Source organism: Ochrobactrum sp. CGA5 (assembly GCF_006345815.1).
Lineage (GTDB): Bacteria > Pseudomonadota > Alphaproteobacteria > Rhizobiales > Rhizobiaceae > Brucella.
In genome coordinates, this window is sequence record NZ_VCIG01000016.1 from 22,546 (window position 1) to 35,882 (window position 13,337).

Consider the following 13,337-nt stretch of genomic DNA (forward strand, 5'->3'; position numbering starts at 1 on the left):
CATGCGGAGCCTTACGCTTTCCTCCGCATTGATGTTCTTTCTGCTCACGGGAAGCGCGCTCGCACAGATCGATTCCAGCGGCACCGGCAACACGGTTCCTCAATTGCAGAACCCCGCCGATGAAACCATCGAAATTGGGCTCTCGACAGAAACAATCGCTATCACTTCCAATTTCGGCGGGACCGACCTCACCATATTCGGTGCGCTCGACAATGCTGATCCGATGATCCAGCGGCAAGGTCGTTACGACATAATCGTCGTGCTGCAAGGCCCTTCGCGCGATCTCGTGGTGCGCAAGAAGGATCGTTATCTCGGCGTCTGGGTAAATGCGGATTCGCAAACCTTCATGGGCGTCCCGCTCTCTTATTCGCTGGCCTCTACCCGCAATCTTCAAGACATTACGGACGAGAAAACCTATCGGCAGCTTTCGGTGGGTGTACGCAACTTCTATCTCGTTCCAGAGGATCCGAGCAGTCTGTCAGGTAATATCCCGACATTCGGCAACGAACTACGCGAAATGAACATCCGCCAAGGCCTCTACACGCAGCGCATTGGTGGTGTAGAGTTCATTTCCCGCACCTTGTTTCGCGCCACATTGAACCTGCCCGCCAACGTTCCGGTTGGACGCCACAGAGCTCGTGCGCTTCTGTTCCGCAACGGTGTTTTTCTGCGGGAAGCCAATGCCAGTCTGGAAATCGTCAAAGCAGGTTTTGAACAGAGCATCTACAACGCCGCCCACCAGAACAGCTTTCTCTACGGCCTGTTCGCCGTTTTCCTTGCCGTTTTCACCGGCTGGTTTGGGCGCATTCTGTTCCGCAGAGATTAACCACTGTAAAGCGCACCGCGCGCTATCGGGTAGACCTTGCCCTGCCCCAGCATATAGGCACGCAGCGTCTCGTCGACGAACAGCCCTCGAAAGGCTCGATCCAGAATATTCAGCGCACCCGTATAGGCTCCAAAAGCGGGCATGATGAGCCTTTCGCCGTCGCTTACAAAACAGGGGCGGCGCACCGACCGTCCCCGTCGCACGATGCGGGCCGCCGGATGAAGGTGGCCGGCGATCTCTCCCTGCCCGGCCTTTCGCGATGGCTCATGTCGGAAAACAAGCGGTCCGACGGCCAGTTCCTCGACGCAATCGCCTGGCAGATCAACCGGGCGGTCTGGATCATGGTTGCCGGTGATCCAGAACCAGCCGCGATGTTCCATCAGCGATTTCAGCCGGATGGCATAAAGCGACGGCAGGCGCTCGCTGGCCGTCGCATCGTGAAAACTGTCACCGAGACTGATGACAGTACGCGGCTGATAGCGCGCAATGGCCTGCGCCAGCATATCGAGCGTTGCCGCAGTGTCATAGGGCGGAATGAGCTGGCCGCGGCGGGCAAAAGATGAACCTTTTTCCAGATGCAGGTCAGAAACGATGAGCATATGGAGGTCGGGCAGGAACAATGCGCCGGATGGATCGCACACAGCCGCAACGCCACGCACTTCTGCATGGGCTAGACTGTAAGCCTCTCCATTTCTCCATGCCGCAGTCTTCATTGCATCGCCTCTCTGATGAGATCATCTGCGGCTTCTTCCAGCAGCATTTCATCCCCTTTGCCCGCAACACGTTCACGTCCGATTTCAAGCATTACAGGCAGCGCAAGTGGCGAAATCCTGTCGAGAGCCTTGTGCAGTAAATGACCTTTCACGCGCGCCAGCATGTCGCCAAGACGCCTGATATCCAGCAGTCCGGTCGCGGCATCCGCGCGTGTCGCCTGTAGCAATATGTGGCCAGGTTCATGGGTCCGCAGAACGTCATAGATCAGGTCGGTGGAAACCGTAACCTGACGGCCCGTTTTCTCCAGCCCCGGATGACGGCGCTCGATAAGCCCGGAAATCACGGCGCAATTGCGGAAGGTACGTTTCAGGAGGTAGCTTTCATCAAGCCAGGCTTCGAGATCATCCCCCAGCATATCCTCGTCAAACAGTCGGGTGAGGCTCAGATTTCCCGTGCCGATCAGTGCGCCCATATCCTTGAGGCCCCAGAGGCCCAGCGAATAATCGGTCGCGACAAAACCAAGCGGATGCGCGCCCATGCGCTCCAGGCGACGTGTCAGCAACATGCCAAGCGTCTGATGCGCCAGCCTGCCTTCAAACGGATAGGCGACCATGTAGAAGCGATTGCCGCGCGGGAAGGTTTCGATCAACAGTTCGTCTGTTGCAGGCAGCACGGATTTCCATTGCTGCACTTCCAGCCATTCCCGCACCTGTTGCGGCAAAAACTGCCAGCGCGTTCGATCGGCAAGCATGGCGCGCACCTGTGCGGCGAGGTAGGTGGAAAGCGGAAACTTGCCGCCAGCATAGACAGGAATCTTGGCATCCTGTCCAGCAGCATTGGAGGCGATACATTCGTTCTCGCGGATGCCTTCAAACCGTAGCACCTTGCCTGCAAAAAGGAACGTGTCACCAGCCGTGAGCGTCTCAAGGAAGTATTCCTCAATGCGACCAAGAACACGTCCACCGCGTGCGTTCCCACCCTTGCCGCCACGAGTAAGCCGCACATTCAGTTCCGGCGCTTCAACAATCGTGCCTATATTGAGACGATATTGTTGCGCTATGCGCGGATTGGATACCCGCCACGTGCCGTCCACAGTCTTGCGGATTTTTGCAAACCGTTCATAGGTCTTAAGCGCATAGCCGCCGGTCGCGACGAAATCCAGAATACGGTCGAACGTGTCTCTCGCAAGGTTCGAATACGGTGCCGAACTCCGCACCTCATGATAAAGCTGATCGGCATTGAACGGTTCGGCACAGGCCATACCGAGTACGTGCTGCGCCAGCACATCCAGCGCTCCATCAATCAGCGGCGGCGTGTCCTGCGCGCCCAGATAATTGGCGTCGAGCGCGGCGCGGCACTCCATCACTTCGAAGCGGTTGGCAGGCACGAGAATGGCCCGGCTTGGTTCATCCATACGGTGATTGGCGCGACCGATGCGCTGCGCAAGGCGGCTGGCCCCCTTCGGTGCGCCGACATGAATGACGAGATCAACATCGCCCCAGTCAATCCCGAGATCGAGCGTCGAAGTCGCGACCACAGCCCGCAACGTATTGGCAGCCATGGCCTGCTCGACCTTGCGACGCTGGCCAGCATCGAGCGAACCATGATGCAGCGCAATGGGCAGTGTGTCTTCATTGACCCGCCATAGCTCCTGAAAGAGCATCTCCGCTTGACTGCGCGTATTGACGAACAAGAGCGTCGTCTTGTGTTGGCGGATCGCCTCGTAGATGTCAGGAATGGCATAGCGCGAGGAATGTCCCGCCCACGGCACCCGCTCGTCGGAATCGAGAATGGTGATCTCGGGTTTGGCGCCGCCATCCACTGTCACAAGCCCAGCCATTGGCCCAGTGCCATCTTGTTCAACCAGCCAGCGACGGAGTTCATAGGGCTCGGCCACCGTGGCAGAAAGCCCGATGGTTTGCAATTGCGGTTGCAAGCGCCGCAGCCGCGCCAATCCTAGCGCCAGAAGATGCCCGCGCTTGGAAATCACCAGCGAGTGCAATTCGTCCAGCACCACATAGCGCAATCCCTCAAAGAACTGTTCCGTACCTTTGGATGCGATCAACAGCGCAAGCTGCTCTGGCGTTGTCAGCAGAATATCCGGGGGGGCCAGTTTCTGTCGCTGGCGTTTGTGCGCAGGCGTATCACCCGTCCGGGTCTCGATGGATATATCAAGGTCCATTTCCTCGACCGGCACCGTCAGATTGCGATGAATATCGACAGCCAGGGCCTTCAGCGGCGAAATATAAAGCGTGTGCACGCCACGTCTGGATTTTGACGCTATTTCCGACGGAAAACCGGCTCCGGCTTTTCCTGGTTTTGCTTTTTCTTGCCGCTTTTCCAGATCCACCAGCGCAGGCAGGAACCCGGCCAAAGTCTTGCCCGCTCCGGTGGGCGCGATCAGAAGCGTGGACTGCCCCTGTTCGGAACGGGCCAGAAGCTCAAGCTGATGGGCGCGCGGCGACCAGCCCTTGGCCGCAAACCATTTGAGAAAACGGTCGGGCAAGGGAAAAGCGGCAGATACAGCGGCGGGTTTCAGGTTCAGTTCCACGCCGTCAATCTAATCGCAGTGATGCAAGCCGCCAAGATATTTGTTCACTTTTGTTCTCATTTTGTCAGCAGTCGCAGGCTCCCTCTCTTTTCGGGACGAACGTCGTGACCTATCTTGAAACCATGCGTTTCAACCAGCTTCTCTGTTCCTCTCCCAAAGGCCTTTATTGCCCACCCGGCGATTTCTACATCGACCCTGTACGCCCGGTGGAACGCGCGCTCATCACCCATGCACACTCCGATCATGCCCGCTCTGGTCACACACACGTACTGGCTACGCCTGAAACGCTCGAAATCATGGCGCTGCGCTATGGAGCAGACTTCGCAGAAACGACCCAATCGATAAGGCTCGGTGAAAACGTGACGATCAACGGTGTACGGGTCAGTTTTCATGGTGCTGGACATGTGCTCGGCTCCGCCCAGATTGCGGTGGAAAAAGATGGAACGCGCATAGTCGCTTCCGGCGATTACAAGCGTGCAACCGATCCGACATGCGCACCCTTTGAACCTGTTGCCTGTGACGTCTTCATCACCGAAGCGACTTTTGCGCTGCCGGTGTTTCGTCACCCTGAGGCTTCACAAGAGGTCTCAACACTCATCAAATCAACACGGCAATTTCCCGAGCGTGCGCATCTTGTCGGCGCCTACTCACTGGGCAAAGCCCAGAGGGTTATCAAACTCATACGCAATGCTGGCTACTCGGAACCGATCTATATTCACGGCGCACTGGAGAAGATCTGCGATTATTACCAGTCGCAAGGCATCGATCTCGGTCCTCTGGAACCAGCCACTCTGGAACGTGACGAAGCGCAGCCGGATTTTGCAGGTAAGATCATCGTCGGTCCTCCATCGGCTTTCTCTGACCGCTGGGCACGGCGTTTTCCCGATCCCATTTCGGCTTTCGCTTCCGGCTGGATGCGCATCCGCCAGCGCGCCAGACAACAGGGGGTAGAGCTACCGCTCGTCATTTCCGACCACTGCGACTGGGATGAGCTGACGACGACAATAACGGAAATCGCACCCGCCGAAGTGTGGGTCACCCATGGGCGCGAGGAAGCGATTGTTCGTTGGTGCGAATTGCAGAATATTCCGGCAAGGCCGCTGCATCTCGTGGGCTATGAAGACGAGGGCGATTGATGCGTGCTTTCGCCGAACTTCTTGACCGACTGGTTCTGACGCCGCAGCGCAACGGCAAGCTTCGTCTGCTCATCGACTATTTCCGTGCCACCCCCGACCCGGATCGTGGGCTGGCGCTCGCAGCAATCACGCGCGATCTGGAACTGCAAAGTGTGAAGCCTGCCATGCTGCGAGCGCTTATTGGCGAACGGACCGATCCGACACTCTTTGCTTATTCCTATGATTATGTGGGAGACCTCGCCGAAACAATTTCGCTTATCTGGCCCGGCCCCAGCGAGACTGCACCCGGTGCAAATCTACCACTGAGGATCGTGGTACACGAATTACAGAATGCTTCGCGCAGAGAAGGCCCGATGCTCGTGGCCGGATGGCTTGATCTGCTCGGTACTTCTGAACGTTACGCGCTATTGAAGCTCGTCACCGGTGGGTTACGCATGGGCGTTTCAACCCGTCTGGCCAAACAGGCTCTTGCTGATTTCGGTGGTGTCAATATCGTGGAAATCGAGGAATTATGGCACGGCCAATCGCCTCCTTATGAAGCGCTTTTCGCCTGGCTCGAAGGCCGTAGTGAAAAGCCTGCCTCCGCCGCAGCCGCACCATTTCGTCCCGTCATGCTGGCAACAGCGCTCGACGAAGCTGAAACCCCCTCGCTTGACGCATCCGCCTATAGTGCAGAGTGGAAATGGGACGGCATTCGCGTGCAGGCGGTTTCGGAAGGTGGCGTGCGCCGCCTCTATTCGCGCACTGGTGACGATATTTCCGGCACATTCCCGGACATTCTAGAGGCTATGGATTTTGAAGGTGCAATTGACGGCGAACTGCTCGTCGGTCATCACGGCGAAACCGGGATAACGACGGCTACTTTCTCCGATCTCCAGCAACGACTGAACCGCAAAACCGTGAGCACCAAGCAATTGCGCGACTATCCCGCATTCGTGCGTGCCTACGATCTTTTGCAGGAAGGGAACCAGCAAACTGGCAGCGATTTACGCTCTTTGCCTTTTTCCGAGCGACGCGCTCGCTTGCAAAACTTCGTCGGCAAGCTCGATCCGCGCCGCTTCGATCTCTCGCCCATCCTGCCCTTTGCGGATTTTCAGGAACTGGCGGAGTTTCGCTCCAATCCACCTCACCCTGCCATCGAAGGCGTGATGCTAAAGCGCCACGACAGTAACTACCTGCCCGGACGCCCCAAGGGGCCGTGGTTCAAGTGGAAACGCGATCCCTTCACCGTGGATGCCGTGATTGTCTATGCACAGCGGGGGCATGGCAAGCGCTCCAGCTATTATTCAGATTTCACCTTTGCCGTCTGGACCGGGCCAGAAGATGAGCCGGTTCTGGTGCCGGTCGGTAAAGCTTATTTCGGCTTTACCGACGAAGAACTGAAATTGCTGGACAAGTTTGTGCGCGAAAATACCGTTGAGCGCTTCGGGCCGGTTCGGTCCGTACGAGCAGAGCCCGATCACGGTCTTGTGGTGGAAGTGGCTTTTGAGGGTCTCAACCGTTCCACACGCCATAAATCCGGCATCGCTATGCGCTTTCCGCGTTTTTCGCGGCTTCGCTGGGACAAGCCACCACGCGAAGCGGACCGGCTGGAAACGCTGGAAAAGCTGCTGGGCTGATTACTCAGCAGCCGTCGAAACGCGAATTTCGTAGATGTTTACGGGCTTGCCGGAACCGCTGAGATCCGAATTGACCGTGATAGTGCCCGCGCGACCTGGTTTCTGGCCAGATGGAATATCCATCTCGAACAGGAAATCGCTCACAGAATCGCGTACGTCGTAGCGCCTGCGCCCACAATCGCCAAGGCCACCGAAATCGCAATTGACTGACATCTGGGTCATATTGCCATCGTCGGCGCGTGCCACGATGTCGAAGGTTGCCTTCTTGCCTTGCAATTGGTTCAGAATGCCTTCGCCGACATCGAATGTAATAGCATCCTCAGCCCCCGAAGACTGGATGCGCGCAAAACGGCGTGTGCCTTCCTGCCGGATTTCAGCCGTCGCACGTCCTTTGACAGACATGCGTGTCGCCTCGCTCGGCTGAAAGATGGTGATCCACTTCAGTCCACCCGGCTCCTCACCTTCCTTCAAAGGCGCAATATTGCCATCGCTTCGCAGTGGATTGTTCGTCGGGCCGCGACCCAGATCGATAAAGCTGTTATAGAGCGAATAACCGATGAAAGCTGCGACAGCCAGCACTAGCGCCGGAATACCATAGCTGTAGAAAGGTGAATGGCGTTTCTTTTTCGTGCGGTTCTTCCGGGACACGCCGCCCTCGTAGCCAAGATCGGCGCTGCTGCGCTTTTTCTGCCGCGAGGTCGCGCGAATATCGCCGGTATCAAGTGTGGGTGACGCTTCTTCCGTACTGCGACCAAGGATCGGATCCTCCCTGCGCGGAGCATCGAGCGACGGCTCGCGACGATCATTCGCCTCACCGCCCGTCTTGAACTCTTCTTCGATCCGGGAAATGGCGTCCTTGAGCTTTTGCCGACGCTGTTCCTTCTGGCCATCGCTGAGCGCCGTATTTGCCGCAAGGGCGCGCTCATGCGCACCCCAGGCGGATTCGTAGATTCGCTGGCGGGTCGCCGGATTGTGCGCATCCGCCTTGGCAAATGCATTCCTGATAGCGCGCTCAATACTTTCCAAAGACTACTCTTCTCTTGTTCGTTCTTCCCGCCATTTCGTCACGTCCTCAACAGGAGCAAGCGGCCTCCGATACAGACGATTTCATAAGCCTCAGCGAAATTAACGTCTGAATCAAGGCATTTACCTGTTCATCACCCGCTTTGACTAGCTGATAAGCATGTCAGAGACACCAAATATTAACTCTGACTGCGGTTTTCCCCCATCTGTATAAACTTTACAGCGCCGAACAGCCTCCATTGCGTGTGACTAAACGGCCTACGATACAACGGCGATTCCTTTTCAGCGCGGCATTTCGATCATAGCCGTATACTCGTGTATCGAAATACTATCATTTTCGGGTTTCAACGCTCTTTGTCGCGATCGTGGAGAGACAGCCGATGACAACAGACCCGCTCGCGCGCTTTTGATATTGCCGTTAGGCAAGGAGATGCTAGAACTATTACGTTTACGGAAACGTCAATCACGGAGGACGATTGAACATGGCCTTGCCTGATATTCTGAAAAGCAGACTGCGCATCCCGGTGGTTGGTGCTCCCCTGTTCATCATTTCGCATCCGGCTCTGGTGATGGCGCAGTGCAAGGCAGGCGTCGTCGGTTCCTTTCCAGCGCTCAATGCTCGCCCTGAAGCACAGCTTGATGAATGGCTGGCAGAAATAACGGAAGGACTTGCCGCCTACGACAGGGCCAACCCGGATCGTCCCTCCGCACCTTTTGCGGTCAACCAGATCGTGCACCGTTCCAACAAGCGCCTTGAGCACGATCTCGGCCTCTGCGTGAAATACAAGGTGCCGATCGTCATTTCCTCGCTTGGTGCCGTACCGGAAGTGAATGCTGCCATTCACTCTTACGGAGGCATCGTCCTTCATGACGTCATCAACAATCGTCACGCCAATTCAGCGATCCGCAAGGGTGCGGACGGCCTCATAGCAGTAGCGGCCGGTGCAGGCGGTCATGCAGGCGCACTGTCCCCATTCGCGCTCGTGCAGGAAATCCGCTCCTGGTTCGACGGCCCGCTGCTCCTTTCGGGCGCCATCGCCAATGGCGGTTCCATCCTTGCTGCACAGGCCATGGGCGCCGATCTCGCCTATATCGGATCGCCTTTCATCGCCACAACCGAAGCGCGGGCGACAGATGCCTATAAGCAGATGATCGTTGATTCAAACTCATCCGACATCGTCTATTCCAACTACTTTACCGGCATCGCAGGTAACTATCTGAAGCCATCCATCGCCAGTTCTGGTCTTGATCCGGATAACCTGCCGGAAGCCGATCCTTCCAAGATGGACTTCGAGACGGCGCAGCAGGATGGGGCCAAGGCCTGGAAGGATATCTGGGGTTGCGGTCAGGGTATCGGCGCGATTCACGAAGTAGCGCCCGCCGGAAAGCTGGTTGACCGATTGGAGCGTGAATACAAAAGCGCTCGCCAGCGTCTTTGCGCGGGCTCTTGATTCTGCGACTGTTTCGGGACTGCGCCTGCTTGACGGCCGGCGCAGTTTTCAAACTCAACAATTACCCTCGCCTGTTCTCTGCATCACCAGTCCGCTTCTGTCTTGTCGAGCGCTCGCAATATGCATCTTGCGAATGCTTTTGAATAAACATCGAGATTGTTTGATTTGGGCCTTGCTTTCCTCCATGCTTTTAGTTATCAGCGCACCGTCCAGCCGGAAACGGATGGCTTCCTTCGGGAGTTGGAACGCTATGTTCCGGGCCGCTTTAGCTCAGTTGGTAGAGCACATCATTCGTAATGATGGGGTCGCGTGTTCGAGTCACGCAAGCGGCACCAAAAACTCCTTAAAATTCAAGCGTTTAATGACATTGTGGCAAGCGCATCTGCGGAATGCCATTTTCGCGGAACCATTATGGAACCGCACTGAAAAGTGTTCCCATATTGCGCAAACCTATCTTTTCGCCTCCCAATCCGTTTACGTTCTCACGATGAATAAGCGCGCCGATCTAATTTTACGGATCACCTTCATTCTGTTCCCATCTGTCGTGATTGCGGGGATCATTGCAAAGGCGTTCGGCCTCGACCGATGAAGCAACAAACGCTCCTCCGACCGCCGCGAGCCATCCTTGCGCGATGAGGCTTGCTTGCATGGGAGAAAGCTCGAACCGTTGCCCTTCCACCTCAACGAAAATATTGCGGCCCTCACGAATAGGTTGAAGGCCGCGAATGAGTGAAATAGTCGGTGTCATCTGTGGAAAAGCCACCCCCAGATTTTGAGACTGTTTTCATACAGCGAGGCGAAACCGACGATGATTGCTAGAACAGTAATCGCCATCCATTTCACGACATGGCCCATTGTGCGGACGGTCGCATAGAACTTCATCGCATCTTCGAGCGTATCAATGTCATCGTCATCCAACTTGGACAAAAATTCCTTTGTCCGGTCTGGAAGTTCGTTCATGCGGTTTACGGTCGGTGCTTCTGTGTCCATTGGCGTCATGCCTTCCACCCGCACATTCTCGCGCCAAGTTCATTGTGAGCCAGCATCGCTGATACCTCCCGATCAGTCATAGCCGCCAAAGCGGCGGTGGATGGCCGCAAAGGACTTGCGACCAAGCAAAATGAGCCTTGCGGGCTGGCGCAGGCCGAGAGCGCGCAGAGCGCGGCTAGTGCAATCACCTTGACCATTTCGACAGCCTTTCCCGGTTCGTCTCCGCGTCCCGGCCCGCGATAGCGGCCTCAATCTCATCAGCAAGGCTTTTGGCAGCGGTGTTTGCTTCGGTCTGGCGGGATTTCTCAACGCCCTTGCCGTCGCTTCGACCTTTGAAATAGACCCCAAGGACGCCGAACGCACCTGCGATGACATAAATCAGCCAAGCAGGAGCGCCCGCGACCAGCGAGAAAATGAGCTCAACCATTGCGCCGTTCCTTTTTGATCGGAGCCTTGTTTGGGATCAGCCAGACCAGCAGCGCCGTGAATGCAGCAACAATGGCGTTTGCCGTCGCGTCGTCCACGCCCAGATCGATGCCGAAGTACGAGCGGATGAAAGCAACCACCGCCATAACGGCAGCGGCCAGAAACTTGTTATACTTGCTCACGAGTTGTTCCTTTGAAGATGGCTGCAATTGCACCGAAAAGCTTCACGACCAGCGCAACTAGGCCGAAGGGTTGCGGCGCTGGATCAGCGGTCGGGGGAGAACTTGGGGCTTCCGGGGGCTTACTTGGACCATCTGAGGGCGATGCATTACCGACACCATACCCTTCGGCTCGCAAGGCATCGTCATAATCCCGTGCATACCCGGCGATCAACGCCGCGCTATCCAAGCCATTGATGACCCGGCGCGCATTGGTGAAATCGGATTTCTGGAGAGTAATGAAGTCCGATAGTTTCGCACCGGTATAGTTGCCCTCAACCATGTCTTTGATAACAGCGTGGGCGGCTTCAGCGGGATCTACAATCTTGTCCGGATTGCTTTCCAGACCCACGCGGCGGAAGTTCCTGCGCCCTGTACGCTGCTCATATCCGCCGCCACGATATTTATAGCCGTCGCCTTTCTGCGTATTGCCAAGCTCAGCGGCTTTCTTCGGGTTGCCGAGGCCGTAGACCCGTTCCGCCAAGGCTTGGGGATTTCCGGCCAGTTTTTGGGCTTCGGCCTTCGTGACTTTTGCGGAATGCTTGGCTCCAAATACCTCAAGAATGCGTTCGGCCCGATAGTTCATGTTCTCGCGAACGGGCTTCATTTTCCCGCCCGTCTCATGTCGAACCGTCGCAAGGACGTAGGCGAGTTGGTTTCGCAATAGTCCACGCTCTCGCCCCAACTCAATCAAGAGGCGGGTATCGCCAGCGGTCATATTCATTGGTTTTACCTTTCAGGCACAAAAAAACCGCCTCTTTGGGCGGCGGTTGTCGTCAGATTTTGTGGAATGTCAGAGCTTCGCGGCCTCGCGCCAGAATTCGTCCCGCTGTTCAATAGTCCATTGCATCGCCTGCCGAACCACGTCCGTCAGCCAGTGCAGGCGATTGAAGTTCTGCGCGCCAACGACGAACATCTGAGCGTTGAACTTGTCGGCTTCCGTTGGAAGCTGATCGATGATGGCCTGTAGCGGTGCTGGGATAACACCGCCCTGCATCGCGGCGAGAGCTTCATCTTTGCTGATGATCCCGATAACGGCCAGATATTGGAAGAACTGGCGACGGCTGATTTCGTCGGGAATAGGCTCTGGCCCCGGGTCAGGTTTTGAATACTCTAGAATGGGGCCATAATTGCCGCTTAACGCATCATCCCACAGTTTCCGCCCTTCTGGGGTATCGTAGTTGTCACGGATGCAAACCGGTATCGTTCCCAAATCTGAAGTTACGACTACCCCGCCAAGAATGGTGTGTTCCGCATCCAGCCACTTCAGTTCAATGACGTTTTCGATAATCATCACGCGATCCTTTTCACCAAAGTAGCGTTTCCTGGGCTAAGGGTCGCCCCGACCACCTGCCACGTCCCGAAGCCAATACCGCCACTATTGGCAGTAGTTCCCGCCAAATCCAGATCGGACCCCGCGACAGTGCTGTACGGCTGAATGGTCCCTTGTAGAATTTTCTTTGCGAATGCGTACCCGCCAACAGGCAGTGTTTCCGCAAGCATGTAGTCTTTTGTTCTGGCGTAAGATTGGCTGTCTACGTAAGTCTTGACATTGCCCATGCCGCTGACCTCAAGCCAGCCGGGGATATTAACTTTTCCAGAGCTGAATGCCTCCAGTATTGCACTGCCAGAATAGCCATTAGCAACGCGCCACCCGCCATCAACCGTGTCAGAAATGTTTGCTTCCATCCGATAGCCGATAACAGCCCCCGGAGAAATCATGTAAATTTTCGGTATTACTGCGCGGACTTCGAAAGTAGAGATAGTTCTTAATGCGCCAGTTAATACGCCGCCACTGAGATTAAGCTTTCCGTCCAATGCATTCTGCGTGGCAGTGCTGATAGGCTTATTGGCGTCAGACGTGTTGTCAACATTACCAAGTCCAACGTCTGCCTTGACGATCCAGCTTTTGATCCACGTTTTTATGTTCCCCCATGTAATTTTATACATGGTCGAACCGCCAGCCTCGACACCCGCAACAAAATCACCATCTGCGGGCGTGGCTTTACCGTTTGCGGCGGCGACTGCCGCCCCAACACTGGTCAAATTAATCAAGGCTTTGACCTTTGACCAAAGCACCCGCTTTAGATTACCCTCATCTTCGCTATCGGTCACAACTACGCCGTCAGCATCAACAGGGGCGTCTTTCAATGGTGAAGCGAGAATATCAGCGCTGGCAATAGCGCCTAGATTTTCGCGTGCGTCTGTCGCGTTTGTCGCGCCCGTCCCGCCTGCCGTGATCGGTCGAGGATTATTCGCGTCTGCTGTAAGATCATCGACCAGTGCATTGTAGGGCGCACTGCGGATGGTTGTATCTGGCACACCCTTGGTCCCGGCTGGCGGGGTATAGACGCCGTCTGTACGTGGCATGGCATTCTCCATA

General features: G+C 56.1%; 14 protein-coding genes and 1 tRNA gene. 5 read left to right on the top strand and 10 right to left on the bottom strand.

What is annotated here, in order from left to right; translation table 11 throughout:
• Position 1: 1 nt before the first annotated feature.
• A complete protein-coding gene (locus FJQ48_RS11905; protein WP_139975327.1) occupies positions 2-826 on the top strand; it encodes a TIGR02186 family protein in 825 nt (274 codons plus the stop codon).
• Here FJQ48_RS11905 and pdeM read toward each other — a convergent pair.
• Positions 823-1,539: a ligase-associated DNA damage response endonuclease PdeM gene (gene pdeM, locus FJQ48_RS11910; RefSeq protein ID WP_139975328.1), complete on the bottom strand. Its 717-nt coding sequence runs from the start codon at positions 1,537-1,539 to the stop codon at positions 823-825. The genes FJQ48_RS11905 and pdeM overlap by 4 nt on opposite strands.
• Complete coding sequence (locus tag FJQ48_RS11915; protein ID WP_139975329.1) at positions 1,536-4,091, bottom strand: ligase-associated DNA damage response DEXH box helicase; 2,556 nt, start codon at positions 4,089-4,091, stop codon at positions 1,536-1,538. The genes pdeM and FJQ48_RS11915 overlap by 4 nt, the downstream gene beginning before the upstream one ends.
• A 122-nt stretch (positions 4,092-4,213) precedes the next feature.
• Between FJQ48_RS11915 and FJQ48_RS11920 the strand changes: the two genes are divergently transcribed.
• A complete protein-coding gene (locus tag FJQ48_RS11920; RefSeq protein ID WP_139975330.1) occupies positions 4,214-5,227 on the top strand; it encodes a ligase-associated DNA damage response exonuclease in 1,014 nt (337 codons plus the stop codon).
• The gene (locus FJQ48_RS11925) at positions 5,227-6,846 is read left to right on the top strand and encodes a cisplatin damage response ATP-dependent DNA ligase (protein ID WP_139975331.1); all 1,620 of its coding nucleotides are present in this window, start codon (positions 5,227-5,229) and stop codon (positions 6,844-6,846) included. The genes FJQ48_RS11920 and FJQ48_RS11925 overlap by 1 nt, the downstream gene beginning before the upstream one ends.
• Here the strand turns inward: FJQ48_RS11925 and FJQ48_RS11930 are convergent, their stop codons facing one another.
• Complete coding sequence (locus tag FJQ48_RS11930; RefSeq protein WP_139975332.1) at positions 6,847-7,872, bottom strand: hypothetical protein; 1,026 nt, start codon at positions 7,870-7,872, stop codon at positions 6,847-6,849. It lies immediately after the preceding gene.
• 479 nt (positions 7,873-8,351) lie between these two features.
• Here FJQ48_RS11930 and FJQ48_RS11935 point away from each other — a divergent pair, with 479 nt between their 5' ends.
• Complete coding sequence (locus FJQ48_RS11935; protein ID WP_139975333.1) at positions 8,352-9,320, top strand: nitronate monooxygenase family protein; 969 nt, start codon at positions 8,352-8,354, stop codon at positions 9,318-9,320.
• A 259-nt stretch (positions 9,321-9,579) separates the two neighbouring features.
• Positions 9,580-9,655: transfer RNA gene (locus FJQ48_RS11940), tRNA-Thr, on the top strand.
• A 176-nt stretch (positions 9,656-9,831) separates the two neighbouring features.
• On the opposite strand, the gene FJQ48_RS11945 is transcribed toward FJQ48_RS11940, so the two are convergent.
• From FJQ48_RS11945 to FJQ48_RS22720, 7 genes are all read right to left on the bottom strand, one after another.
• Positions 9,832-10,068 (bottom strand): hypothetical protein, encoded by a 237-nt coding sequence (locus FJQ48_RS11945; RefSeq protein ID WP_139975334.1) that lies wholly within the window; start codon positions 10,066-10,068, stop codon positions 9,832-9,834.
• On the bottom strand, positions 10,065-10,310 hold the full coding sequence (locus FJQ48_RS11950; protein WP_139975335.1) for a hypothetical protein: 246 nt from the start codon (positions 10,308-10,310) through the stop codon (positions 10,065-10,067). The genes FJQ48_RS11945 and FJQ48_RS11950 overlap by 4 nt, the downstream gene beginning before the upstream one ends.
• A gap of 184 nt (positions 10,311-10,494) precedes the next feature.
• Positions 10,495-10,737, bottom strand: coding sequence for a hypothetical protein (locus tag FJQ48_RS11960; protein WP_139975337.1), 243 nt, complete (start codon positions 10,735-10,737; stop codon positions 10,495-10,497).
• Positions 10,730-10,918, bottom strand: a complete 189-nt coding sequence (locus FJQ48_RS11965; protein WP_139975338.1) for a hypothetical protein — start codon at positions 10,916-10,918, stop codon at positions 10,730-10,732. The genes FJQ48_RS11960 and FJQ48_RS11965 overlap by 8 nt, the downstream gene beginning before the upstream one ends.
• Positions 10,905-11,678 carry a hypothetical protein gene (locus FJQ48_RS11970; protein ID WP_139975339.1) on the bottom strand — a complete coding sequence of 258 codons (774 nt, stop codon included), beginning with the start codon at positions 11,676-11,678 and terminating at the stop codon, positions 10,905-10,907. Before FJQ48_RS11970 ends, FJQ48_RS11965 begins: the two co-directional genes overlap by 14 nt.
• Positions 11,679-11,747: 69 nt before the next feature.
• The gene (locus FJQ48_RS11975; RefSeq protein WP_139975340.1) at positions 11,748-12,251 is read right to left on the bottom strand and encodes a hypothetical protein; all 504 of its coding nucleotides are present in this window, start codon (positions 12,249-12,251) and stop codon (positions 11,748-11,750) included.
• Entirely contained in the window at positions 12,248-13,276 is a 1,029-nt protein-coding gene (locus FJQ48_RS22720) for a hypothetical protein (RefSeq protein ID WP_247870364.1), read from the bottom strand. Before FJQ48_RS22720 ends, FJQ48_RS11975 begins: the two co-directional genes overlap by 4 nt.
• Positions 13,277-13,337: the final 61 nt, after the last annotated feature.